19 protein-coding genes are annotated in these 22564 nt (G+C 64.5%); 6 read left to right on the forward strand and 13 right to left on the reverse strand.

All coding sequences use genetic code 11. The features are described from left to right. Positions 1 to 145: 145 nt before the first annotated feature. Together deoC and NKJ57_RS10200 are read right to left on the reverse strand one after the other, a co-directional pair. On the reverse strand, positions 146 to 1195 hold the full coding sequence (deoC, locus tag NKJ57_RS10195; RefSeq protein WP_023683550.1) for a deoxyribose-phosphate aldolase: 1050 nt from the start codon (positions 1193 to 1195) through the stop codon (positions 146 to 148). A 206-nt stretch (positions 1196 to 1401) separates the two neighbouring features. Further along, the gene (locus NKJ57_RS10200) at positions 1402 to 2229 is read right to left on the reverse strand and encodes a ferredoxin--NADP reductase (RefSeq protein WP_023683551.1); all 828 of its coding nucleotides are present in this window, start codon (positions 2227 to 2229) and stop codon (positions 1402 to 1404) included. 221 nt (positions 2230 to 2450) lie between these two features. Here NKJ57_RS10200 and NKJ57_RS10205 point away from each other — a divergent pair, with 221 nt between their 5' ends. Together NKJ57_RS10205 and NKJ57_RS10210 are read left to right on the forward strand one after the other, a co-directional pair. Beyond that, positions 2451 to 4535, forward strand: coding sequence for a hydantoinase/oxoprolinase family protein (locus NKJ57_RS10205; protein ID WP_352510607.1), 2085 nt, complete (start codon positions 2451 to 2453; stop codon positions 4533 to 4535). A 1-nt stretch (position 4536) separates the two neighbouring features. Next, positions 4537 to 6219 (forward strand): hydantoinase B/oxoprolinase family protein, encoded by a 1683-nt coding sequence (locus NKJ57_RS10210; RefSeq protein ID WP_352510608.1) that lies wholly within the window; start codon positions 4537 to 4539, stop codon positions 6217 to 6219. Positions 6220 to 6241: 22 nt separating this feature from the next. Here NKJ57_RS10210 and NKJ57_RS10215 read toward each other — a convergent pair whose 3' ends face one another. Next, positions 6242 to 7132 (reverse strand): SGNH/GDSL hydrolase family protein, encoded by an 891-nt coding sequence (locus tag NKJ57_RS10215; RefSeq protein WP_023671297.1) that lies wholly within the window; start codon positions 7130 to 7132, stop codon positions 6242 to 6244. 254 nt (positions 7133 to 7386) lie between these two features. Here NKJ57_RS10215 and NKJ57_RS10220 point away from each other — a divergent pair, with 254 nt between their 5' ends. Together NKJ57_RS10220 and NKJ57_RS10225 are read left to right on the forward strand one after the other, a co-directional pair. After that, complete coding sequence (locus NKJ57_RS10220; RefSeq protein WP_023671296.1) at positions 7387 to 8157, forward strand: ABC transporter substrate-binding protein; 771 nt, start codon at positions 7387 to 7389, stop codon at positions 8155 to 8157. Positions 8158 to 8227: 70 nt separating this feature from the next. Continuing rightward, complete coding sequence (locus NKJ57_RS10225) at positions 8228 to 9343, forward strand: aminomethyl transferase family protein (protein WP_023736892.1); 1116 nt, start codon at positions 8228 to 8230, stop codon at positions 9341 to 9343. 1 nt (position 9344) lies between these two features. On the opposite strand, the gene NKJ57_RS10230 is transcribed toward NKJ57_RS10225, so the two are convergent. From NKJ57_RS10230 to NKJ57_RS10255, 6 genes are read right to left on the reverse strand one after another with little or no spacing between them, the layout of a single operon-like run. Beyond that, positions 9345 to 9806 (reverse strand): MarR family winged helix-turn-helix transcriptional regulator, encoded by a 462-nt coding sequence (locus tag NKJ57_RS10230; RefSeq protein WP_023714550.1) that lies wholly within the window; start codon positions 9804 to 9806, stop codon positions 9345 to 9347. Beyond that, positions 9803 to 10387 (reverse strand): amino acid synthesis family protein, encoded by a 585-nt coding sequence (locus tag NKJ57_RS10235; protein ID WP_023714549.1) that lies wholly within the window; start codon positions 10385 to 10387, stop codon positions 9803 to 9805. Before NKJ57_RS10235 ends, NKJ57_RS10230 begins: the two co-directional genes overlap by 4 nt. Next, on the reverse strand, positions 10380 to 11264 hold the full coding sequence (locus tag NKJ57_RS10240) for a UPF0280 family protein (protein ID WP_352510609.1): 885 nt from the start codon (positions 11262 to 11264) through the stop codon (positions 10380 to 10382). Before NKJ57_RS10240 ends, NKJ57_RS10235 begins: the two co-directional genes overlap by 8 nt. Further along, positions 11264 to 12805, reverse strand: coding sequence for a hypothetical protein (locus NKJ57_RS10245; RefSeq protein WP_023739686.1), 1542 nt, complete (start codon positions 12803 to 12805; stop codon positions 11264 to 11266). Before NKJ57_RS10245 ends, NKJ57_RS10240 begins: the two co-directional genes overlap by 1 nt. Then, positions 12802 to 15765 (reverse strand): molybdopterin-dependent oxidoreductase, encoded by a 2964-nt coding sequence (locus NKJ57_RS10250; protein WP_502902018.1) that lies wholly within the window; start codon positions 15763 to 15765, stop codon positions 12802 to 12804. Before NKJ57_RS10250 ends, NKJ57_RS10245 begins: the two co-directional genes overlap by 4 nt. An 11-nt stretch (positions 15766 to 15776) precedes the next feature. Next, positions 15777 to 16640 carry an FAD binding domain-containing protein gene (locus NKJ57_RS10255; protein ID WP_023732660.1) on the reverse strand — a complete coding sequence of 288 codons (864 nt, stop codon included), beginning with the start codon at positions 16638 to 16640 and terminating at the stop codon, positions 15777 to 15779. 385 nt (positions 16641 to 17025) lie between these two features. Between NKJ57_RS10255 and pncA the strand changes: the two genes are divergently transcribed. Both pncA and NKJ57_RS10265 read left to right on the forward strand, forming a co-directional pair. Beyond that, positions 17026 to 17640 carry a bifunctional nicotinamidase/pyrazinamidase gene (gene pncA / locus NKJ57_RS10260; RefSeq protein WP_023714546.1) on the forward strand — a complete coding sequence of 205 codons (615 nt, stop codon included), beginning with the start codon at positions 17026 to 17028 and terminating at the stop codon, positions 17638 to 17640. Positions 17641 to 17725: 85 nt separating this feature from the next. After that, a complete protein-coding gene (locus NKJ57_RS10265) occupies positions 17726 to 19093 on the forward strand; it encodes a sodium:proton antiporter (RefSeq protein ID WP_352510611.1) in 1368 nt (455 codons plus the stop codon). On the opposite strand, the gene NKJ57_RS10270 is transcribed toward NKJ57_RS10265, so the two are convergent. Genes NKJ57_RS10270 through NKJ57_RS10285 form a run of 4 tightly spaced genes read right to left on the reverse strand, consistent with a single transcriptional unit; the run spans position 19094 to position 22420 of the window. Then, entirely contained in the window at positions 19094 to 19861 is a 768-nt protein-coding gene (locus NKJ57_RS10270) for an ABC transporter ATP-binding protein (protein WP_352510612.1), read from the reverse strand. After that, positions 19858 to 20583: an ABC transporter ATP-binding protein gene (locus NKJ57_RS10275; RefSeq protein ID WP_352573698.1), complete on the reverse strand. Its 726-nt coding sequence runs from the start codon at positions 20581 to 20583 to the stop codon at positions 19858 to 19860. The genes NKJ57_RS10270 and NKJ57_RS10275 overlap by 4 nt, the downstream gene beginning before the upstream one ends. After that, a complete protein-coding gene (locus NKJ57_RS10280; RefSeq protein WP_352510614.1) occupies positions 20580 to 21542 on the reverse strand; it encodes a branched-chain amino acid ABC transporter permease in 963 nt (320 codons plus the stop codon). Before NKJ57_RS10280 ends, NKJ57_RS10275 begins: the two co-directional genes overlap by 4 nt. Continuing rightward, the gene (locus NKJ57_RS10285) at positions 21539 to 22420 is read right to left on the reverse strand and encodes a branched-chain amino acid ABC transporter permease (protein ID WP_352510615.1); all 882 of its coding nucleotides are present in this window, start codon (positions 22418 to 22420) and stop codon (positions 21539 to 21541) included. Before NKJ57_RS10285 ends, NKJ57_RS10280 begins: the two co-directional genes overlap by 4 nt. Positions 22421 to 22564 lie beyond the last annotated feature (144 nt).

Here is a 22564-nt window from a genome sequence, read left to right on the forward strand (position 1 = left end):
GAGATTAGCCTTCGCGCCTGTCGGCTCTGAAACGTCGACAATTGGCGAAATCGCCGACGTTAGCCAATCTCTCCCCAATCGGGGGAGATGTCCGGCAGGACAGAGGGAGGCGCGAAGGAACTCGACGTTCAAGGCCTTCTCCGCCTCACGCCATCGCGTGGCGGTGATTGGCCGAATAATGCCCGGTCAGATGGTGCTCGAGCTGGCGCTCGATGTCGGTGAGCAGGCTCGAGGCGCCGAAGCGGAACAGGTCTGGCTCCAGCCATGGCCGGCCGAGCTCCTCCTTCATCAGCACCAGCCAGTCGAGCGAAGCCTTGGCTGTAGAGATGCCGCCGGCCGGCTTGAAGCCGATGAGAAAGCCGGTCTCCTCGAAATAGGCTCGGATGGCGCGCACCATGGCGAGGCCGACGGGCAGCGTGGCGTTGACGCTTTCCTTGCCGGTCGAGGTCTTGATGAAATCGGCGCCCGCCATCATCGCCACCATCGAGGCCAGCATGACATTTCGCAGCGTGGCGAGGTCGCCGGTGCCGAGGATAACCTTGAGATGCGCATCACTGCAGGCTTCGCGCATCGAGACGATCTCGTTGTAGAGCTCCTGCCATTTGGCGCCGAAGACCAGGCCGCGCGGGATGACGACATCGATCTCGTCGGCGCCGTCGCGCACCGAAGCCTCGATCTCCTGCAGGCGGGTCGACAGCGGCGCAAGGCCGTGCGGGAAAGCGGTGGAGACGGCGGCGACATGGATGCCGGTGCCGCGCACGGCATCAACAGCCGTCGCGACGAAGGGATGATAGACGCAGACCGCCGCCGGCCGGATTTTCTCGCCCTCGATGCCAAGCCCCTCGACGATGTCGCGACGGAACGGGTTGATCGCCTTGGCGCATAGGCGGCGCACCCGCTCTTCGGTGTCGTTGGAATTCAGAGTCGTCAAATCCATGCAGGAGACCGCGCGCAGCAGCCAGGCGGCCTGGTTGTCAGCCTTGATCGAGCGCCGCTTTGTGAGGCTGGCGACCCTGCGTTCCAGCGCTGAGCGGTTGACCGAGCGCACCGATTCCATGAAGCCGAGATCGAGCCGCATGCCGGTGTTGCGGGCAATACCGTGGCTTTGCGGCACGGGCGTGTTGGCGGCCGCACGTGCCGGCAGCGGCGTGACCTTGGACGCGCCGAGATCGGCTTCGCGGATTGTGCTGCTCATCTCCTGCCCTTTCGCTCGACGATTTTACGTCGTGGTGCGTGTCGTTGCTCCCGGACTTGGGCGACACACACCGAAGATAGCCCGTGAATCGATGCTTCACGAGTCCTTCAAGGGCTCATAACGGAAAAAGGCGGCAAAAGCAGCTGAATTTTGACCACATGGTCAAAACGTCAATTCAAGACGTGGCGCCGAGGCGCCGGCTGATGTCAGCCGACGAAAGCGCGCTCGACGACGAAGGTCGAGGGATGGCTGAGCGAGCCCTCATGGAAGCCGAGGCTTTCGGCCATTTCCTTGACGTCCTTCAGCATATGCATCGAGCCGCAGATCATGATGCGGTCCGTCTCCGGATTGAGCTTCTCGATGCCGAGGTCGGCGTAGAACTTGCCCGAGCCGATCAGCGCCGTGATGCGGCCCATGCGCGCCGATTCTTCGCGGGTCGTCGAATTGTAGAGGGTGACGCGGCCGCCGGTCAGTTCGCCGATCAGGGGATCGTTCTCGAGCGCGGCCACCAGTTCCTGGCCATAGGTCAGTTCGGCATTGTCGCGGCAGGTGTGGGTCAGGATGACCTGATCGAATTTTTCGTAGGTATCGGGGTCGCGCAGAAGGCTGGCGAAGGGCGCAATGCCGGTGCCGGTCGAGATCATGAACAGGCGCTTTGCCGGGGTCAGCGCGTCGACAACCAGCGTGCCGGTCGACTTCTGGCGCATGATGACGGTGTCGCCGACCTGGATCTTCTGCAGTTCGGAGGTCAGCGGACCATCCGGCACCTTGATCGAGAAGAATTCCAGCTCCTCGTCCCAGGCCGGGCTGGCGACCGAATAGGCGCGGTACACCGGCTTTTCGGCATTGGGCAGACCGATCATGACGAACTCGCCGGAGCGGAAGCGCAACGACTGCGGGCGGGTGATGCGGAACGAGAACAGGCGGTCGGTGTAATGCTTCACCGAGACGACGGTTTCGGCATAGACATTGGCCGGAATCGGGAACTGCAGCGGACGGGCGCCGGCGGTGTTGAGTGCGGATGTGGTGTTCATCGATCCAACTCTGTCTTGCCCAAGCCACTACGCGGGCGCCAAACCGTTTCCTGCGCGCCCAGACCCTTCAGGTCCCGGCGTGCCGTTCACACACTCCAAAGCAGTGAGCTCTTGTGTCCCAAATTTATTAGTATACAAACGATATTTGTGTCAAGATACCACGCTAAAACAGCTTTCCAAACTGCGGCATATTCGTAGTTCCGCCATTTCGGATTTCGACAATGAAAGAGAATTTTTCGGTGCAACAACCGGATTCCCTGGGTCACGTCGTTGCCGGCATCGATGTCGGCGGAACCTTCACCGACCTCATTTTGATCGACGGCAAAGATGGCGGAAAGGTGCATATCGCCAAGACGCCCACCACCGTCGACAACCAGGCTTTCGGCGTGGTTTCAGCGCTCGGCGCCACCGGCTTTGCCATAGACGGCATCGACCTCATCGTGCATGGCACGACCACCACCACCAATGCGGTTCTGGAACGCCGGCTGGCGAAAACCGGCATGATCACCACGCGCGGTTTTCGCGACGTGATCGAGCTTGGACGGCGCACACGGCCGCAGCCCTATGGCATGACCGGCACCTTCGTTCCGATCATCCCGCGCGATCTCCGGCTCGAAGTCTCGGAGCGCGTCGAAGCATCCGGCGCGGTGCGCACCCCGCTCGATGAGACCGAGATGCGCGACGCCGTGAAGACGCTGATCGTGGCCGGCTGCGAGTCCCTGGTCATCCATTTCCTGCATTCCTACGCCAACCCTTCGCATGAGCGGCGCGCGGCCGAAATCGCCGCCGAGCTTTGGCCGAACGGCTACATCACGACTGGCCATGCGCTGCTGTCGGAAGCCCGCGAATTCGAGCGCGGCGTGACCGCCGCGGTCAACGCCTCGGTGCAGCCGATCCTCGAGCGTTATGTCGAGCGGCTGCGCAAGGAATTGGCCGCCAAAGGTTACGCCCGCGACTTCCTGATCATGAACGGCAATGGCGGCATGATCTCGGCCCGTTTCGTCACCAGGGAATCGGCCAAGACCGTGATGTCCGGACCAGCCTCGGGTGTCATCGCCGCCGCCTATACGGGCAAGCGCGCCGGCTTTGAAAACCTCGTCACCTACGACATGGGCGGCACCTCGACCGATGTGGCGCTGATCCGCAATGCGGAGCCCGCCGTCTCGAACGAGATCGAGATCGAATATGCGATGCCGATCCACGTGCCGATGGTGGCGGTGCATACGGTCGGTGCCGGCGGCGGCTCCATCGCCCGGGTCGATGCGGCCGGGCTGATCCAGATCGGCCCGGAAAGTGCCGGCGCCAATCCCGGCCCGATCTGCTACGGTCGTGGTGGACCCGAGCCGACCATCACCGACGCCAATCTGGTGCTGGGCCGGCTGGCGCCGAAGAAGCTGCTGGCGGTCGAAAATCCGGTCACCGTCGAGCGGGTCACCGGGATCTTCGAAGACAGAATAGGCAAGGCCGCCGGCCTCTCCGGCGTCGAAGCGGCGGGCGCGGTGCTGCGCCTCGGCAACATGAAGATGGCCGGCGCCATCCGCATGGTCTCGGTGTCGCGCGGCCATGATCCGCGCGATTTCGCGCTGTTCGCCTTCGGCGGCGCCGGGCCGTTGCATGCCTCCGCCCTGGCGCGCGAACTCGGCCTGCCCCGCGTGCTGGTGCCGGCCCGTCCGGGCATCACCAACGCGCTCGGCTGCGTCGTCGCCGATCTGCGTCATGACTTCGTCAACACCATCAACCAGCCGGTCGCCGTGCTTGATGAGGCCCGGCTTCGCGAGGTGCTGGAACGTCACCGCTGGGAAGGCGAGGAACTGATCGGCAAGGAAGCGGTGAAGCCGGAAACGATCCGCGTTACGCACTCTGCCGACATGCAGTTTGTCGGCCAGACCCACATCATCAACGTGCCGTTGCCGTCTTCATCGGTGACAAGGCAGGAGTTGCAGGCGCTGTTCGAAAAAGCCTATTTCGCCCGCTTCAAGGTCGAGTTGCCGGAGATCCGCGCCAATCTGGTCAACCTCAACACGTCGGTGACGGGCGTGCGGCCGGCGATCGACCTGTCACGGCTGATCGACCCGGCCGGACGTACAAAGACGCTAGACGAGGCACTGCGCGAAACAAGGCCTGTCTGGTACGCAGGACGCTGGCACGATACGCCGATATACGCACGCGAAAAGTTGCCGCTCGATGCCGTCATCGAAGGGCCGGCGATCCTCGAACAGATGGATGCGACCACCGTGCTCGAACCCGGCGACCGCGCAAGATCGGACGCCGACGGCAACATCATCATCGACATTGGCGAGGCCTGAGATGCAAAAGCTCGACGCCATCACGCTTTCGGTTCTGCAGGCTGCATTGCAGCAGGTCTGCGACGAAATGGATCTTACTTTCTCCCGCGCTGCCTTCTCGCCGGTCATTGCCGAGGCCAATGACCGCTCCGACGGCATCTACTCCGCCGTCGACGGCTCGCTGATCGCACAAGGCAGCCAGGGCCTGCCGGTGTTCGTCGGCGTCATGCAGTATTCGACCAGGACGGTGATCGAGATGATCGCCAACGGCCGTTGCCTGCCGCCGGAACCCGGCGACATCTACATCGTCAACGATCCCTATCTCGGCGGCACGCATCTGATGGACGTGCGCTTCGCCATGCCGGTCTACCGCGACGGCAAGATATTTTGCTGGCTATCGAATACCGGCCACTGGCCCGATATCGGTGGCTCGGTGCCGGGCGGCTTCTCCGCTTCCGCCACAGCCGTCGAGCAGGAAGGCCTGCGGCTGCCGCCGGTCAAGCTGTTCAAGAAGGGCGTGCTGGACACGGAAATCTACGCCATCATCTGCTCCAACATCCGCGTCGCCGACCAGCGCATCGGCGATATAAGAGCGCAGGCCGCAGCACTGCTGATCGGTCAGGACCGGCTCAATGGAATCCTCGATCGTTACGGCGACGAAACTGTCGTCGGGGCGATCGCCGAACTGCGTCGCCGCGCCGCCGAGCAGATGCGCGCCAACATCTCCGCCATCCCCGACGGCACATACAGTTCGAAGGCCTTTGTCGACTCGGACGGCGTGGTCAACGAACCGCTGACCATCGCGCTCGCCGTCGAGAAGCAGGGCGACACGCTGACCTTCGATTTTACCGGCTCGTCAAAACCATGCGCGGGGCCGATGAACAGCGTGCTGGCGACGACATTGTCGTCGGTCTATCTCGCCATGCGCCATATTTTTCCTGATGTGCCGATCAGCGCCGGCGCCTTCGAGCCCCTGATCGTCAAGCGGCCGGAAGGCACCTTCCTCGACGCCAAATACCCGCGGCCGGTCTCGGGCTGCGCGGCTGAAGTCTCGCAGCGCATCGCCGAGGCGGTGTTCGCCGCGATGGTGCAGGCGCTGCCGGACAAGGTGACGGCCGCGCCCGCCGGCTCCAGCGGCAATTTCGCGCTGGGCGGCAACGATCCGGCGCGCGGCCGCGACTATGTGATGTATCAGATCTCCGGCGGCGGCTATGGCGGCAATTCAGGCCATGACGGGCTGACCAATGGCTGCTCGACCATCGGCATTTCCAAATCACCGCCGGTCGAGATCATGGAGCAGGCGTTTCCTGTGCTCTACCGCCACTATGCCTTGCGCGAAGGCTCGGGCGGCGCCGGCAAGCAGCGCGGCGGCTTCGGCCTCGCCTATGAGGTCGAGATATTGCGAGGAGAGGCGCGCGCGTCCTTCGTCATGGACCATGGCCGTTTCGGCCCGCAAGGCGCGCTCGGCGGCAAGGACGGCGCGGTGAACACGGTGACCGTGTTCCGCGACGGCGAGGCACATGTGCCGCCGCATCTGTCCAAGGAACAGGACATCGCGCTCAAGGCCGGCGACCGCGTGCGCGTCGGCACACCGGGCGGTGGCGGCTATGGCGATCCGCGTCAGCGCGACCCGAAACTGGTCGCCGAAGACATCAGGCTTGGTTACTACACCGATGAACAAGCCAAAGAGCTGTTCGGAACCTGACAGCCGACAGGCCCGAGCCGCGTCAGGTCTGCAGCTTGGCCTTCAGCGCATCGGCGAATTTTTGCGCGATCTTCTTGAAGCCGGCGGGATCGGGATGCAGTTCGTTGGCCCAGTCGGCCACCTTCAACGTTCCCTGCGTGTCGACCAGATGGAAATTGTTGTTGGGATCGTCGGCCAGGCGCTTCACCACATCGCGGAACGCCGCCAGCGCGTCGTGAACGATGACCGTGCCCTTGGCGACCGTCCAGTTGCAGAAATCGAGCGACGGTTTCAGCCACGGGCCGACACAGGACGGATGCGCTCCGTTCGGGATCGGGAAATCATAGCAATGGCCAAAGATCGGCACGCCTGGCGCGACGCGGTCGCGCAGCGCGAACAAATCGAGATAGCAGGCCTCGACCATGCCGAGCGCCTTGGTGAAGCGGTTCTTGTTCAGCCCGGGGGCGTGGCCGTCATTGAAGTCGAGGAAGATGCAGAACTGGTCGCCGGCAATGTCGTTGCCACCGGCAGAGAACAGGATGGCATCGGGCTTGCCGTCCAGCCAGTTGGCCTTGTTGCGCAGGGCGGCGATCATGCGCTGCTGCTTGGGCAGCGACATCTCGTCGGTCGCCGCATCGCCATGATGGGCAAGGTTGAGGATGGTCGGCGGCATCGAGCCGATGCGGCGCAGCTGCGCGATCACGTCGGTGTCGACGAACGGAAAGCCGTTGCCGGTGAGCGGATAGTCGAACCAGGAATCGCCCTGCGCCAGCATCACCAGCGGCCGGTTGGCGACGGCCGCCTCGAGATTGCCGGCGCTTTCCCTTGCGGTTTCGAGCCGCTCGATGTTGGCCTGGTGAACCTTGATGCGCTTGGCGATGTCGTCGTCTATGCGCCGCTGCGCGGCTTCCTGCACGAATTCCTGCTGGTCCATCCCCAGGTCCCTCCCACGACCGTCTACTTCCAGCTGAACATGCGTCCATGTCCATGATCGGTCTGTAATTTAGATCACAGTAAGATTCCTGGGGAAGGACGGCTTGCCGCGCCGTGATCGCCGCAGAGCATGTCGTTTCCGTCTCCGTGGGGCCTGCAAAAGACCATAGACTTCTATCCTTGTTTTCGCGCAATTCCGGACGGGAAACCGCCAACACCTTCCCTGGAATTGCTTAGTCAACGGAGATCAGGAACATGCGTCTTTTCGGTCGTTTCGTGCTTGCCGCTTCCGCCGCCCTGCTGCTTGGGACCGGTGCTGCCTCCGCCGAGAAACTCAGGATCGGGACCGAGGGCGCCTATCCGCCTTTCAACTATGCCAATTCGGACGGCACGCTGGGCGGCTTCGACATCGACCTCGGCAAGGCGCTGTGTGCCGAGATGAAGGCCGAGTGCGAATTCTCCGTACAGGATTTCGATGGTTCCATTCCGGCGCTGCAGGCCGGCAAGTTCGACGCCATCATCAACATCACCATCACGCCGGAACGGGCCGAGAAGGTCGAGTTCACCCACAAATATTACCAGACGCCGCCGGCCATCGCCGTGCCGAAGGATTCGACCATCGCCGGCACATCGCCGGACGATCTGAAGGGCAAGGTGCTGGGCGTGCAGAGCGCAACCATCCACCAGAATTTCGCCGAGCAGAAATACTCCGGCTCGACCGTGAAAGCCTATCCGACGGGCGACGACGCCCGCACCGACATGGCCAATGGCCGGCTCGACGCGATGATGGACGGCTCGATCATCCTGACCGAATGGCTGAAGAAGCCCGATGGCGCCTGCTGCAAATTGCTCGGCACGCTGACCGCCGATCCGGCCATTCACGGCCCCGGCGTCGGCATCGCCCTGCAAAAGGGCAACAAGGAACTTGCCGACAAGTTCAATGCCGCAATCGAGGCGCTGCGCGCCAACGGCAAGTACAAGGAAATCAACGACAAGTACTTCGCCTTCGACGTCTACGGGGGTTAATCCCTCAGCCAACCCGACCTCGGCAGCGCCACCCGGCGCTGCCGTTTTCATGAGATGACGGAGAAGTTTCTTGGTTGAGCGGCGCTCCCCTTTCTACACCAGCATCGTTGGCCTCGGCGCCACGATGGGCCGGGTCGGCGGCGACTTCGTCTCGGCCAAAACTTATTCCGGCATCGCCGACGAGCATCTGAACACGCGCAAGAATGTCGGCGTGCAGGATCTCAGCACCATGGGCAAGATGGACATCAAGGGGCCGGAAGCGGAGGCGCTGGTCAACCACGTTATCGTCAACGATGCGGCCGCGATGAGCCCCGGCCAGGTGCGCTATTCCACCGTCTGCCGCGACGATGGCGGCATCATGGACGACCTCACCGTGTTCCGGCTGGCGCCTGAGCATTTCATGCTGGTGACCGGCTCGGTCAACCGGCTGAAGATGCTGCCCTGGCTGCAGCATCATGCTGAAGCGCGAAAGGCCTATGTCACCGACATCACCGCGGCCGTCGCCTTCCCGACCATACAGGGGCCGCGCTCCCGCGAGCTGCTGAAAGCACTGGTTTCGGATGCCGATCTCGATGAGTTGAAACGCTGGGCGTTCACTTCAGGGCGCGTCGGCGAGACCAAAGTCCTGATCTCACGCACCGGGGTGACCGGCGAGCTCGGCTTCGAACTGTTCGTGCCGGCGGACGAGGCGACTTCCGTCTGGGACGCGCTGGTGCGGACCGGCGGCGATTTCGGCTTGAAGCCATACGGCGTGCTGGCCATGTTCACGCTCGGGCTGGAAAAGGCCTATCCGGCGCATGGCATCGACATGGACGAGAGCCGTACGCCCTTCCATGTCGGGCTCGATCGCTGGATCAAGTTCGACAAGGGCGAGTTCATCGGCCGCGAGGCATTGCTCAAAATTCGCGACAAGGGGCTCGACGAACGCTGGACCGGGCTGATTCTCGACGGTGACAAGCCGGCCGCGACGGATGCCAGGGTTTTCGCCGACGGCGAGGATGCCGGCGTCGTCACCTACAGCGATCACGGCTATTCCTTAGGCAAAGTTCTGGCGACGGCGCATTTGCGGCTGCCGTTCACCGCCATCGGGACCGAACTCAGCATCGACATTGACGGCAAGCCGACCCGCGCGGTGGTGGCGCCGATGCCATTCTTCGATCCTGAAGGCGCTCGGCTGCGGGCCTAAATCAGGCTAACTTCGCTAGCAGCCGCATAAACGTGGCCGCTTCCTTGGCCGTCAGCGGCGCCAGTGTCTCCTGGGTGATGGCGCGGGCCAACGGGATCAGCCGTTCGATAGCCTCGCGTCCCTCTGGCGTGAGGTTGACCAGCAGCCGCCTCTTGTCGACCTCGTGCTTGGTCAGGTCGACCAGGCCGCGCGCTTTCAGTCGGTCGATGACGCCCTTGACCGTCGCCGCGTCCATGGCGATCAGCGTGCCGAGCTGGTTCTGCGAGGTCTCGCCGACATCGTGCAGCTTGGCGAGTGCTGCAAATTGCGGCGGCGTCAGGTCGCTGATCTGGGCGGCAAAGATCGAGACATGGCGCTGATGCGCCTTGCGCAGGATGAAGCCGACCTGCTCCTGCAGGCGGTAGTCATGATCGTCAGGCTCTTCGGCCTCGACGAGCTTGAGAAGATTGTCCCCGCCGCTCATCGCAAGCCGTCCCAGGCCTTGATATCGCCAACCGCGAGGCCGCCCATGCGGTCATGCACGCGCGGGCCGCAGCTCATGGCGAGGCAAAACAGGATTTCGTCGGGGCGAGGCCCGTCGCTGAGGCCTACCTCCATGGCGTCGAAATGGCTGCGGACATAGGCGGCGTTGGTGTGGCCGAGCGGTACGTCGAGCCGCGAGCCGAAGGCGCCGACCTTGGTTGCCGACGGCACGATCGCCTTGGCGTCGCCGAGCCGCTCGCGCATGGCGTAGCCGCCAGGAACGTGCCACAGCGCGCCGTGCTCCAGCTCCCCCGACGAGCCGACAATGGTGCCCTTGCCGTAGGCGTCGATCTGCTTGATGTCGCCGCCCAATGCGGCAATGAGCTTGTCGGTGAGCAGCAGGCCAAGCGGCTTCAGATCGTCCATGGCGCTCTGCAGTTCTTCGACGTAGCGGCCGGCGAACGGGTTCTTCACCAGCGCCACGGCCGCCGCGCGGCGGCGCGGCGCAGCTGCGACCGGGCCGCCATCGTGAAAAATCTCTTCGGTCAGAACCGCAATCTTGCGGATCGGAAACTCAGGCATGGGCAACTTCCTTCCCTGGATTTTTGTTGGGCGCGGCAAGCGCCATGGAACCACTGATGCGCGCTTCCCCACCTAGAAACAGCGCCGATGCGGCAATCAGGCCGCGCCGGCGAAAATCTTCGGCGACGGCAAGGCCATTGTCCAGCGCCCGCTCCACATCGTCACGCGCGAGCATGCCGACGGCTTGTGTCACCAGCCGTGCGCCGAGATCGCTGTCGGGCGCCAGTTCCTGCGCGGCAATGCGCTTGATGGCGGGATTGCCGGGCAGGTCGACGGCGTTGGCAATGAGTGTCGCCGCCGCATCGGCCTCGGCGCCGGTGCGCGCCAGCACGGTGACGGCGTCGGCGATGCCAAGCGAGAACGAACGGCCGCGCCAGCCGCTGGTGGCGACGCCGCGCACGCCGTCCGCCGAGCGAATGGTGAGGCGGTCGGCCATGCCGTTGCCGGTGCCGGCGATCGCCAGGTTCATCGACTGGCCCTTGCCGATATGGAGGGCGCTGTCGCCGCCATCGTTGACATAGGCCCGGTCGAGCTTGCGACCGGCAAGCAATGCCGAGAGCATTTCGTCGGCTACCGATCCCGCGACGGCGGCCATCGGCGTGATGAAGCATTCCGCCAACGGCATGACGGCTGCTTCCATGCGCCGCGCGGTCGGGCCGGCGAAGGTGCGCGGCGCCAGGAAAAATGCCGGCAGCCGCAATTCGGGAAGCTCCTCGACCAACTCGATCAGGATCGTCTGGAAGCGCTCGATCGCCTGATCGTAGGCGGCACGACACTCAGCCGCCTCACCAAAGGCCTCGACGATCAGGTCGATCGGCCCGTGGTTGAGGTGCAGCCGCTTGCCGTCCTGCAGCCAGTGGACTTGCGGGCCTTGCATCAAGAGGCCCCGTTCGAGCCGACGCGGCGCAACTGCGCCAGCGGCGGCCATGGATTGTGGGCCTCGGCGCCTGAGCCGCGGCGCGGGTTGAGATATTCGCCGCCTTTGGCAACGATATCCTCGACGCTGCGTATCTCGGCCTCGTAGCCGCCCAGCCGGACATAGTCGTCGCGGCGTAGCGTGAATTCGATCGGCGCCACCAGCGCCGGCGTCGGCACATAGCCGAAGGCGCCTTCCGGCACGCGCATGACGTCGACCATCAGCGTGATGCCGCCGCCCGGCCAGACATAGACCGGCGCGCCGCCAACGGTAACATAGGTATTCAAGCCCTGCACCGAGCGGGTGAGATTGACCGGGTTTTCGGTGACGCCGGCGCGCAGCGAACCGCCGGCGCCGCCGATGAACAGCACGGTGCAGAGCGCCGGCTCGCAATTGTCCTCGATCAGGCCGACCGATTTCTGCAGCCGCTCGGGGAACGGTTTTTCCACCGGCTTCAACTCGTCGTCGAGCTCGTAATAGGCGAACTGCTCGCCGGTGGTCGACACCATCAGCAGCGACAGGCCGGGGCGGGCGCCCTTCTTGGCGTTCCATTCGCCGAGGATCGACAGCGGGTCGGAAATCGAGGTGCCGCCCCAGCCGAGGCCGGGCTCGGAAACCTTGAAATAGCGGCCCGGCGTCGAACGGCGGCCGATGATCTTGATGCCGGTATCCTGCCAGCCCAGCACCTTGCCGGCCTGATGCTCGGAGACGACGCCGGTGATATGGTCGTCGACCACCACCACCTCGTCGACAAGGCCGCGCCATTGCGTGGCGAACATGCCGATGGTGGCCGACCCGCAGCCGACCCGCATACGGTGTTCCTGCTTGCCGTCGATGACAGGTGGTTTGCCGGCTTCGACGATGATGGTGGCGCCGCCATCGATGGTCAGTTCGACCGGCTTGCGATTGCACAGACTGAGCATCGCGTCGCAGGTTGCCCGGCCTTCGGCCTTAGAGCCACCGGTCAAATGATGCACTCCGCCGAGCGACAGCATCTGCGAGCCGTATTCGCCTGTCGTGACGTGGCCGATCGGCTCGCCTTGCGCGCGCACGATTGCCGTTTCGGGACCGAGATGGCGGTCGGTGTCGATCTTCACCTTGACGCCGCAGTACGAAAAAATGCCTTCGGTGACCACGGTCACCAGATCGACCCCCTCGACCTCCTGGCTGACGATGAAGGGAGCCGGCTTGTAGTCGGGATAGGTGGTGCCGGCGCCGATTGCAGTGACGAAGCGGCGGCCGGTGTTGACCAGTTCGCCGTCCCATTGCTCGCCCTCGGCAGTGAAAGGCACGACCGCGGCGCCGCTCTCTGCCGCATGGTCGAGGATGGTCAGCGGGTCCATACGCACGATGCGGCCACCGACATTGCCGTAGCGGTCGCAGGCGCCGGTGCGGCCATCGGCGATGTAGCACATCACCGGACAGGCATCGCAGCGGATCTTTTCCGCCACCAGCTTTTCGCCCGGATCGTGGGTTTCGAAGCGTTCGGCAAGCTCGCTCATCGGCGTGCCTCCTTGTCGCGGATGCCATCTTTTTCGCGGATGGCGGCGCGGATGCGCGCCGGCGTCGCCGGAACCTTGGTGATGAGAACGCCGGTGGCGTGGCGTATGGCGTTGAGGATGGCGGGTGCGGTCGGGATCAGCACATGCTCGCCCAGGCCCTTGGCGCCGAACGGTCCCTCCGGATCGGGAACCTCGATCAATATGTGCTCGATCTCAGGCACATCGCCGATGGTCGGGATGAGATAGTCGTGCAAATTCTCGGTGCGACCGGGGATGTATTCCTCCATCAGCGCCATGCCGATGCCTTGCGCGATGCCACCTTCGATCTGGCCTTCGACCAGCAGCGGGTTGATAGCCTTGCCGACATCGTGCGCGGCGGTGATTTTCAAGAGCTTCACCGTGCCGAGCTTGAGATCGACTTCGAGTTCGGCGATCTGCGCGCCATAGCCATAGACGGCGTAAGGCTTGCCCTGGCCCTTGGCATCGAGCGGCAGCGTCGGCGGATCGTAGGTCTCCTCGGCGCGGAAGACGAAACCGCCCGCATCGACATCGAGGGCGGGGAGATCGATGCGCCGAGTGGCTTCGCCCTCGCGAATGACGATCACCGGACCGTCCAATTGCAGGGCAGCTTTCTCCGAGACATTGGCAAAACGCAGGATCTTTTCGCCCAAGGCGCGGCCGGCTTTTTCGGCCGCCTTGCCGGTGACAAAAGTCTGGCGCGAGGCCGATGTTTTGCCGGCGTCCGGGCTGATCGCGGTGTCGGCGCTTCTCAGCTTGAATTTTTCCAGCGGCAGGCCGAGTGCGTCGGCGCAGATCTGGGCGATGACGGTGTTGGAGCCCTGGCCGATATCGACGGCGCCCTGGTGCAGGATGACGTCGCCGTCTGGCGAGATACCGACCCTTATGGTCGACGGATTGGGCAGCGAGGTGTTGCCGCAGCCATACCAGCAGGACGCGATGCCGACGCCGCGCCTTTTGCTCGTATTGGCATTGTTGAATGTATCTGCGTCGACCTTCGCGCGAGCCCAATGCGGCCGCAAGGAGTCGAGGCACTCGAAGATACCGACTCCCGACTCCAGTCGCTGTCCGGTAACCGTTTCGGATCCGTTCCGAAGGCAGTTTCTCAGGCGAAAATCGAGCCGGTCCATGCCGAGCTTGCCGGCAAGCTCATCATAGAGCGTCTCCTGCATGATCGTCGCCTGCGGCACGCCGAAGCCACGGAAGGCGCCGGAAATCGGCCCGTGGGTGTGGATGGCGCGGCCTTCGGCGCGGTAATTCGGCGTCGCATAGGGACCGGAGGCATGCACCGGCACGCGGTTGGCGACAGTCGGCCCCCAACTGGCATAGGCGCCGGTGTTGAAATCGCCGGAAAAGATCATGCCGGTGACATGGCCTTCGGCGTCAGTGCCGATGGTCGCCTTCATCTCGGCGGGGTGGCGCTTGGTGGTCGACATCATCGATTCGGTGCGGGTGTAGGCAAGCGCCGCCGGCCGGCCGGTTTTCAGTGCCACAAGGCCGATGAGCGGCTGCAGCGACACGTCGAGCTTCGAGCCGAAGCCGCCGCCGGTCGCGGTCGGCACGATGCGCACCTTGTCGACGGCAAGACCGAGCACCTTTGCCGTTTCGTCACGGTCCATATAGGGGGCCTGGGTGCAGGCGACGACGACCAGCGTGTCGCCGTCCATGTAGGCATGGCCGGCTTCCGGCTCGATATAGGCGTGCTCGACATAGGAGGTGTCGATGGCACCGGACACCGTGTAAGCAGCCTCGCCAAGCGCCGTCTCGGGGTCGCCGCGCTCGACAAAGCCCTTGGTCAACAAATTGGCCGGGCGGTTCGCGTGGATGAGCGCAGCCCCTTCTGCCTGCGCGTCGCCGGGCTGCAGAAAATGCGGCAGCTCGGTCCAGCGGACCGGGAAATCCTGGAGGTCGAGATCGAGCATGGCCTCGCGCTCGCCGGCGACCAGCGCCACTGCCTCGCCGCGCAGCCGCGCAAAGCCTTCGGCCAGCGCCGGCTGGTCGGCAAACGGACCGATGACGCCGAAACAGTTTTTTCCCGGGATGTCGGCGGCGGTGAAGACGCCGGCGATGCCGGGATGCGACTTCACCCAGCCCTCCAGGTCGCCGAAGGCGAAGCCGGCATGATAATGCGGCGAGCGGACCACCAGCACAGCCAGCGCATCGGCGGGAAAGGCATCGCCGCCGAATTTTTCAGCGCCGGTGACTTTTGGCACGCCGTCGAGCCGGACCGGGGAGGCGCCTACAGCATTCCCTGTGGTTGGCATTCTACGTTCAAAGTTGAATTCCAACGAATGACGTTGGCGCTGCCCCTCACCCTTACCCTCTCCCCGTGAAGAACGGGGAGCGGGGAGCGTCGGCGCTGGAGCACTTCCCTTCTCGCCGTCACTATACGGGGTGAAGGTGCCGGCAGGCGGATGAGGGGCAGCGCCGTCGGTCGACGTCTCGAACCGTCCCGCATCCATCACTGCCGCAATGATCTTTCTGTAGCCGGTGCAACGGCACAGGATGCCACCCAGCGCATCCTGCACCTCGGTCTCGGTCGGATTCGGTGTGCCATCCAGCAGCGCCGTTGCCGCGACCAGCAGCGCCGGCGTGCAGATGCCGCATTGCGCGGCGCCATGTGCCAGGAAGGACGCCTGCAGCGCCGAGAGAAGGCCATCGGCGAGGCCTTCGACGGTCGTTACGGACGTCCCGGCTGCGGAGGCCGCCGGCATCAGGCAGGCGCAGACGGCGTCGCCGTCGACCAGCACCGTGCAGGCGCCGCAATCGCCGGCATCGCAGCCAACCTTGGTGCCCGTCAGCTGCAATTCGTCGCGCAAAACCTGCGACAGCCGGCGCAGCGGCGGCACATTGACCGAGACGGCGGCGCCATTGACGGCGAAGGCGATCTCGGCGCGCTCGATGCCGAGGCCCGGCACGAGGTCGGGCAGGGCTTCAATCATCTCGGAGTGGCTCATGCCGCCACCATGCTGTTGTCGTTCGTCAGCCCGCAGGCTCCCAGCACGGCGCGAGCGACAAGCTCGCGCGCTGCGTCGAGCCGGTATTCGGCGCTGCCGCGCACGTCGGCAATCGGCGAGAGCTCGGCCATCGGCGCGGACAGGAGAGCATCGGCGAGTGCCGGGCCGACAGGCTTGCCCACCAGCACGGCTTCGACAGCGGCGAGCCGCCTGGCGACGGCCGAGCAGGACCCGACCGCGACAGCGGCTTCCATGACTATGCCACTCTCGGCAACGAGGCGCGCCGCCACCATGGCGATGGAGATGACGAGGTAACGCCGCGCACCGAGCTTGACGAAGGCCGACGTGCCGGCAGAGGCCCGCTTCGTGATGCGGATGGCGGTGACCAGTTCGCCCGGCAGCAAAGCGGTGCGGCGGTTGCCGAGAATGAACTGCTGCAGCGGCAGATGACGCGTCGCGGCTGCAGAGCGCAGCTCGACCTCGGCGTCCAGCACCAGCAGTCCCGGAACGCCATCGGCGGCAGGCGAAGCATTGCAGAGATTGCCGGCGATCGAGGCGACATTCTGGATCTGCAGGGAGCCCACTTCGCGCGCGGCCTGCTTCAGCGCATCGAAAGCCGCCGGCAATGGATGGCGGACAAGGTCGGTCCAGGTGGTGCGGGCGCCCAAAACCCAATGGGTTTCGGTCTCGGCAATGCCGCGCAGCGAGACCAGGCCGTTAATATCGAGAACATTGTCGCGGAACGGTTTGGCGCCCTGCGCCGGATAGAAATCGGTGCCGCCGGCAAGCACGCGCCAGGCGCCCTCGCCCAGCAGAGCGAGCGCCTCGTCGAGCGTGGCGGGTTTCGCGTAACGGATCACGCTTTGCCTTCCAAAAAAATAGGCCTTCCCATTGGGACCTTCAAAAGGTGGGGTCTTCCCGAACCCCGCCAATGTCTGATCAGGCCAAATTCATTCGTATGCAAATGATATCAAGCTGGCGGAAATTGTCAAAGCCGGAGTTTAAGGGAACCCGGCCGCCATGCATTTGTTACGTCCGCGCATGATCCCCAAAAATCGGAATCGATTTTCGGAAAGGATCCTGCGCAAAGTAAAGTGCTACAGCGTCCTTTGCGCGTCCGAAGGGGACGCGCGGCGCTGTAGGAGGTTGACGCAGGCGGCCATCCGGTCGAGTTTCTGCATCCGGTCGCATCAGCGGCGTATTTCACTCGATCCCCCGTTCGAGACGTAGAAGAGGAGAGGCGCCATGGCCGACGAAGCGCTTGTTGTCATCGACCTGCAAAACGACTTCTGCCCCGGCGGCGCACTGGCGGTTGCCGGCGGCGACGAAATCGTGCCGCTGGTCAACGATCTGATCCGGCATGCCGAGCATGTCGTGCTGACTCAGGACTGGCACCCGGCCGGACATTCGAGCTTTGCCTCCAGCCATCCGGGGGCGCAGCCCTTCAGCGCAATCGAGATGCCCTATGGGCCGCAGACTCTGTGGCCCGACCATTGCATCCAGGGCAGCCTCGGTTCGGATTTTCACTCGGGGCTCGCCTGGACCAAGGCCGAGCTGGTGATCCGCAAGGGGTTCCGCCCCGATATTGACAGCTACTCCGCCTTCTTCGAGAACGACCACAAGACGCCGACCGGGCTCGCCGGCTACCTCAAGGAGCGCGGCATCGGCACCGTGACCCTGGTTGGCCTGGCGACCGACTTCTGCGTCGCCTTCTCGGCCCTCGACGCGGTCAAGCAAGGCTTCAAGACGACGGTGCGGCTCGACGCGTGCCGCGGCATCGATCTCAACGGTTCGGTCGAGGCGATGCTGAAGAGGATGCGCGATGCCGGGGTGAGGCTCGAAGACCCGATCTCGGAGTGACTGGATCGTGACGCATCGAGGGGGCTGCACACAGTTGGGGAAGGCTTTCGCGGCAGGTGTACTCGCTTCCGCTGCGTCTCCGCAAATGGCCTTCGCGGCCGAGGCCCGCGGTCTGCCCGATGCTGCCATGTCGCTGTGGTGGGCGCTGCCTTTCGCTGGCCTGCTGCTCTCGATCGCCACCGGACCGCTGCTGTTCCACCATGTCTGGGAGCATCATTACGGCAAGATCGCCGCCGGCTGGGCAGCGCTGGCGGTCATCCCGCTGATGGTTGCATTCGGCGTTCCGGTAGCCGGTGAAGCCGTGCTGCACACGCTGCTCACCGAATACATGTCGTTCATTATCCTGCTGTTCGCGCTCTACACCATTTCGGGCGGCATCCTTGTGGCCGGCAACATCCATGGCACGCCGCTGGTCAATGCCGGGCTGCTGCTCGTCGGGGCAATGCTGGCCTCGGTGATCGGCACCACCGGCGCCTCGATGATCCTGATCCGGCCGATGCTGCGCGCCAACGACAACCGGCAGTTCAACGCCCATGTCGTCATCTTCTTCATCTTCCTGGTGTCCAACATCGGCGGCTCGCTGACGCCCTTGGGCGACCCGCCATTGTTCGTCGGCTTCCTGCGCGGCGTCGACTTCTTCTGGACGACGGCGAACCTCTGGCGCGAGACGCTGTTCACCGGCGGCTTGGTGCTGTTTGTCTTCCTGGCCATCGACATCATGCTGCATCGCCGTGAAGGCGGCGCGCCGAAGATCAAGGATCCGACGCCGGATACAAAGGTGCGCCTTCGCGGCCTGGCCAATCTGCCGCTGCTGGCTGGCGTCATCGCGGCCATCCTGCTGTCCGCAGCATGGAAGCCGGGCGTGAGCTTTTCAGTGCTGGGCGTCAGCCTCGAACTGCCGAACCTGGCGCGCGACGCCATTATCCTGGGGCTCGCCGGACTGTCGCTTGTCGTGTCACTCAAGAGCCATCGCGAGGCCAACGGCTTCACCTGGGGCCCGATCGCGGAGGTGGCGAAACTGTTTGCCGGCATCTTCATCTGCATCGTGCCGGTAATTGCCATCCTTCGCGCCGGCCATGACGGCGCGCTGGCGCCGCTGGTGGCGCTGGTGACGTCGCCCACCGGCCAGCCCAATGATCTCGCCTATTTCTGGCTGACCGGCGGGCTGTCGTCCTTCCTCGACAATGCGCCGACCTATCTGGTGTTTTTCGAACTCGCAGGCGGCGACGCGCGGCACCTGATGACGGAGGCGGCCTCGACGCTGGCTGCGATCTCGGCCGGCGCGGTGTTCATGGGCGCCAACACCTATATCGGCAATGCACCCAACTTCATGGTCTACGCCATTGCCCGACACCGCGGTGTGAAGATGCCGGGCTTCTTCGGCTACATGGCATGGTCAGGGCTGGTGCTGATCCCGATCTTTTTGATCGCCGGGTTCCTGTTTTTCGGCTGATCAGCCGACGCCGACATAGCGCCTGACTGCCGATGGGTCGGCGCGCAATTGCTCGACATCGACGGTCTCGCGGTTGCGGCCGTTCTCGATGAAGCAGACGCGGTCGGCGACGGACAGCACGGCGTCGACGCGCTGTTCGACCAGAATGGTGGAGACACCTAGCTCACGCAGCTTCACCACCGTCTCGCGGATTTTGGCGATCATCGACGGCATCAGCCCCTCCGTCGGCTCGTCTAGCAACAGCACCTGCGGCTCCAGACAAAGCGCGCGGGCCATGGCCAGCATCTGCTGTTCGCCACCGGACAAAGTGCCGGAGCGCTGCCGCAGCCGCTGGCGCAGCAGCGGGAAGAGGTCGAGCACGCTCTCGCGCGTCGCTCTTCCCTTGCCGCGCGCCATCAGGCCGATCTCGATGTTTTCCGCCACCGTCATCTCGGCGAACAGCCGCCTGCCCTGGGGCACATAGGCGACGCCGGCCTTGGGCACCTCATGCGCCGGCAGGCCGGTCAACTCCTTGCCGGCGAGCCGGATCGAACCGGCGCTCGACCGAACCAGCCCCATGATCGCTTTCAGCGTCGTCGTCTTGCCGGCGCCGTTGCGACCGAACAGGCACAGCACCTCGCCCTTGTTGAGCACTAGGTCGAGCCCATAGAGCACCTGAACCTCGCCATAGAAGCAGTCGAGCCTGGAGATAGTCAGCGCTTCAGTCTCGTGGGCTTCAGTCTTGTGGGCCTCAGTCTTGGGGGCCTCAGTCTTGGGGGCTTCGCTCATGGCGCCGTCCCCAGATAGGCTTCCTGCACCTGTGTGTTGGCGCGAACCTGTTCGGGCGTGCCTTCGGCCAGGATCTTGCCGGCGTTGAAGACCGTAATGCGGTCGGCCAGCTGCATGACGACCGGCATGTTGTGCTCGATCAGGAGCACGGTGGCGCTCTTGGCAATCTCGCGCACCAGTCCGATGAAATTGTCGATCTCGCTGTCGGCCAGCCCCTGCGTCGGCTCGTCGAGGATCAAAAGCCGCGGCTTAAGCGCCAGGCCTATCGCGACTTCCAGCAGGCGCTGGTGGCCGTAGGAAAGCTGGCCGGCCGGCATATGGGCGCGGCCGGCCAGTCCGGTGCGTTCCAGCGCGGCCATGACGCCGGTGCGCACCGCACCTTTCGAGCGGGCATCGGTCAGCGTGCGCTGCACCGGCAGCGCGACATTATCGTAGGCAGAGAGGTTGGCGAAGACGCTGGTGATCTGGAAGGTGTAGGCGATGCCCCGGCGCACCCTGAGATAGGCCGGCTGGCTGGTGATGTCGGCGCCGTCGAAGACGATCATGCCGGACGATGGCTGAATGCGGCCGCTGACCAGGCTGACGAAGGTGGTTTTGCCGGCGCCATTGGGGCCGATGACGGCGCGGATCTCGCCCGGCATCAGCTGAAAATCGACACCGTCGACGGCGCGCAGGCCGCCGAAACTGCGCGCCAGGCCTTTGGTGGTCAGCAACGGCATCATGGGAGCCACCCGAGCCAGCGCTGGCGGATGGTGCCCAGAATGCCTTTGGGGAAAAACAGCACCAGCAGGATGAGCGCAATACCGACGATCAGGAGATAGGCGGAGGTGTAGCCGCTGGCGGTGTCGATGACATAGTACATGAACACCGTGCCGAGCAGCGCGCCCAGCGTCGTGGCGGCGCCGCCGAGCAGCACCCAGAGCAGCGGCAGGATGGAATACTGCACCGAGGCAAAGCTCGAGCCGACATAGCCGAACAGCAGCGCATAGGCCGCACCCGAGGCGGCGCAGATGGTGCCGGAGACGACGACGGCGATCAGCTTGTTGGAGAAGGTGTCGTAGCCCAGCATTTTCGTGCGCTCCTCGTTCTCGCGCACCGCGACCAGCACGCGGCCATAGCGGGAGCGGACGATGGCGAGGGTGATCAGCAGCACGACCGAGAACAGCGCCAGCGCGCTCATGTAGCGCACGGTCGGGTTGGTTAGGTCGAGCGATGTCGCGCCGAAGGCCAGAACCCGCGCCGGCTGCGGCACGACCAGACCCTGGTCGCCGCCGGTCCAGGCGGCGAAATAGAGGATGACGAGGTAAAACACCTGCGCAAACATCATGGTGACGATCATGAAGGCGACGCCGGTGGTGCGCAGCGCCAGCAGGCCGATCACAAGTGCCAGCAGCGCGCCGCAGGCGATGCCGGCGAGGAAAGCCAAAGGCACGCTCCAGCCGAGATGGATGACGGCGAGACCAGCGCCATAGAGCCCGGCGGCGAAGAACATGGCGTGGCCGAGGCTGAGCAGGCCGACATAGCCGAACAGCATGTTGTAGCCCATGGCGAACACCGCCAGCACCATGATGCGGGCGAGCAGGCCGTGATGATAATCCGGCAGGACGAAGCTCAGGGCGAACAGCAGCGCGATGGCGCCGATATGCAGAGCATAGGCTTTTGCCGGCGAAGCTTCGCTCATCGCGGCGCCTGCCCGAACAGGCCTTGCGGCCTGAACACCAGCACCATGGCCACCAGCAGCGTGGCGATGATCTTGGCCAAAGTCGGCGAGAAGAACACCGAGATGATGCCGTCGGACAGCCCGATCAGCACGGCGGCGACGACCGTGCCGCGCAGCGAGCCGAGGCCGCCGATGATGACGACGATGAAGGACAACAGCAGCGGGTCCTGCCCCATCAGGTAGTGCGCCTGACTGATCGGCACGATCAGCACGGCGGCGATGGCCGCCAGCATGGCGCCGAGCCCGAAGACGCCGGCATAGACGCGGTCGACCGGAATGCCGAAGGCCTGCGCCGTCTCGCTGTCATATTGGGTGGCGCGCATGATGAGGCCGATCTTGGTGCGCGTCAGCACCAGCCAGGTGGCGATGAGCAGAAGGGCCGAAGCGGCAATGATCGACAGCTTGTAGCCGGAATAGCCGAACCAGGGCAAAAGGATGCGGTAGCTGAAGGGCGGCTCCACCGGGCGCGCTTCCGGGCCATAGAAGCTCAACGCCAGCTGCTGGATGATGTAGAGCATGCCGATCGTGGCGACGATGGTGGCTTCCGGATTGTAATTGAGCCGGCGCAGCACAAGCCGCTCGGCTACCAGCGCAATGGCGCCGACAATCAGCGGCGCAATCACCAGCGCCGCCAGGAAGCCGAGCGTGGGATGGCCGGGTATCGCCGTCGAGATCGCCCAGGCCAGCACCGCGCCCAGCATGAAGAACTCGCCATGGGCGACGTTGACGACGCGCATGACGCCGAACACCAGCGACAGCCCAAGCGCCGTCAGCGCCAACACGGCGGAGGTGACAAGGCCTTCGAGCGCGGCGAGGAGGAGGTGGGGTCCGAAATGCATTCAGGGCGCCCTTACCCTCCCCTTGTGGGGAGGGTGACCGCGCAGCGGTCGGGTGGGGGTTGGGCACGGGCCGTCGCGACCCCCACCCCGTCTCGCAAGCTTCGCAAAAGTGCGAAGCTTGCGTGCCGACCCTCCCCACAAGGG

This window comes from Mesorhizobium sp. M0077 (genome assembly GCF_040322955.1).
Taxonomy (GTDB): Bacteria; Pseudomonadota; Alphaproteobacteria; order Rhizobiales; family Rhizobiaceae; genus Mesorhizobium.

Excerpts from the sequence above, each read along its gene's own strand:
- deoC (WP_023683550.1), bottom strand. The coding sequence starts at position 1,195 with ATGAGCAGCACAATCCGCGAAGCCGATCTCGGCGCGTCCAAGGTCACG.
- NKJ57_RS10200 (WP_023683551.1), bottom strand. The coding sequence starts at position 2,229 with ATGAACACCACATCCGCACTCAACACCGCCGGCGCCCGTCCGCTGCAG.
- NKJ57_RS10205 (WP_352510607.1), top strand. The coding sequence starts at position 2,451 with ATGAAAGAGAATTTTTCGGTGCAACAACCGGATTCCCTGGGTCACGTC.
- NKJ57_RS10210 (WP_352510608.1), top strand. The coding sequence starts at position 4,537 with ATGCAAAAGCTCGACGCCATCACGCTTTCGGTTCTGCAGGCTGCATTG.
- NKJ57_RS10215 (WP_023671297.1), bottom strand. The coding sequence starts at position 7,132 with ATGGACCAGCAGGAATTCGTGCAGGAAGCCGCGCAGCGGCGCATAGAC.
- NKJ57_RS10220 (WP_023671296.1), top strand. The coding sequence starts at position 7,387 with ATGCGTCTTTTCGGTCGTTTCGTGCTTGCCGCTTCCGCCGCCCTGCTG.
- NKJ57_RS10230 (WP_023714550.1), bottom strand. The coding sequence starts at position 9,806 with ATGAGCGGCGGGGACAATCTTCTCAAGCTCGTCGAGGCCGAAGAGCCT.
- NKJ57_RS10235 (WP_023714549.1), bottom strand. The coding sequence starts at position 10,387 with ATGCCTGAGTTTCCGATCCGCAAGATTGCGGTTCTGACCGAAGAGATT.
- NKJ57_RS10240 (WP_352510609.1), bottom strand. The coding sequence starts at position 11,264 with ATGCAAGGCCCGCAAGTCCACTGGCTGCAGGACGGCAAGCGGCTGCAC.
- NKJ57_RS10245 (WP_023739686.1), bottom strand. The coding sequence starts at position 12,805 with ATGAGCGAGCTTGCCGAACGCTTCGAAACCCACGATCCGGGCGAAAAG.
- NKJ57_RS10250 (WP_502902018.1), bottom strand. The coding sequence starts at position 15,765 with ATGATTGAAGCCCTGCCCGACCTCGTGCCGGGCCTCGGCATCGAGCGC.
- pncA (WP_023714546.1), top strand. The coding sequence starts at position 17,026 with ATGGCCGACGAAGCGCTTGTTGTCATCGACCTGCAAAACGACTTCTGC.
- NKJ57_RS10265 (WP_352510611.1), top strand. The coding sequence starts at position 17,726 with ATGGCCTTCGCGGCCGAGGCCCGCGGTCTGCCCGATGCTGCCATGTCG.
- NKJ57_RS10270 (WP_352510612.1), bottom strand. The coding sequence starts at position 19,861 with ATGAGCGAAGCCCCCAAGACTGAGGCCCCCAAGACTGAGGCCCACAAG.
- NKJ57_RS10275 (WP_352573698.1), bottom strand. The coding sequence starts at position 20,583 with ATGATGCCGTTGCTGACCACCAAAGGCCTGGCGCGCAGTTTCGGCGGC.
- NKJ57_RS10280 (WP_352510614.1), bottom strand. The coding sequence starts at position 21,542 with ATGAGCGAAGCTTCGCCGGCAAAAGCCTATGCTCTGCATATCGGCGCC.
- NKJ57_RS10285 (WP_352510615.1), bottom strand. The coding sequence starts at position 22,420 with ATGCATTTCGGACCCCACCTCCTCCTCGCCGCGCTCGAAGGCCTTGTC.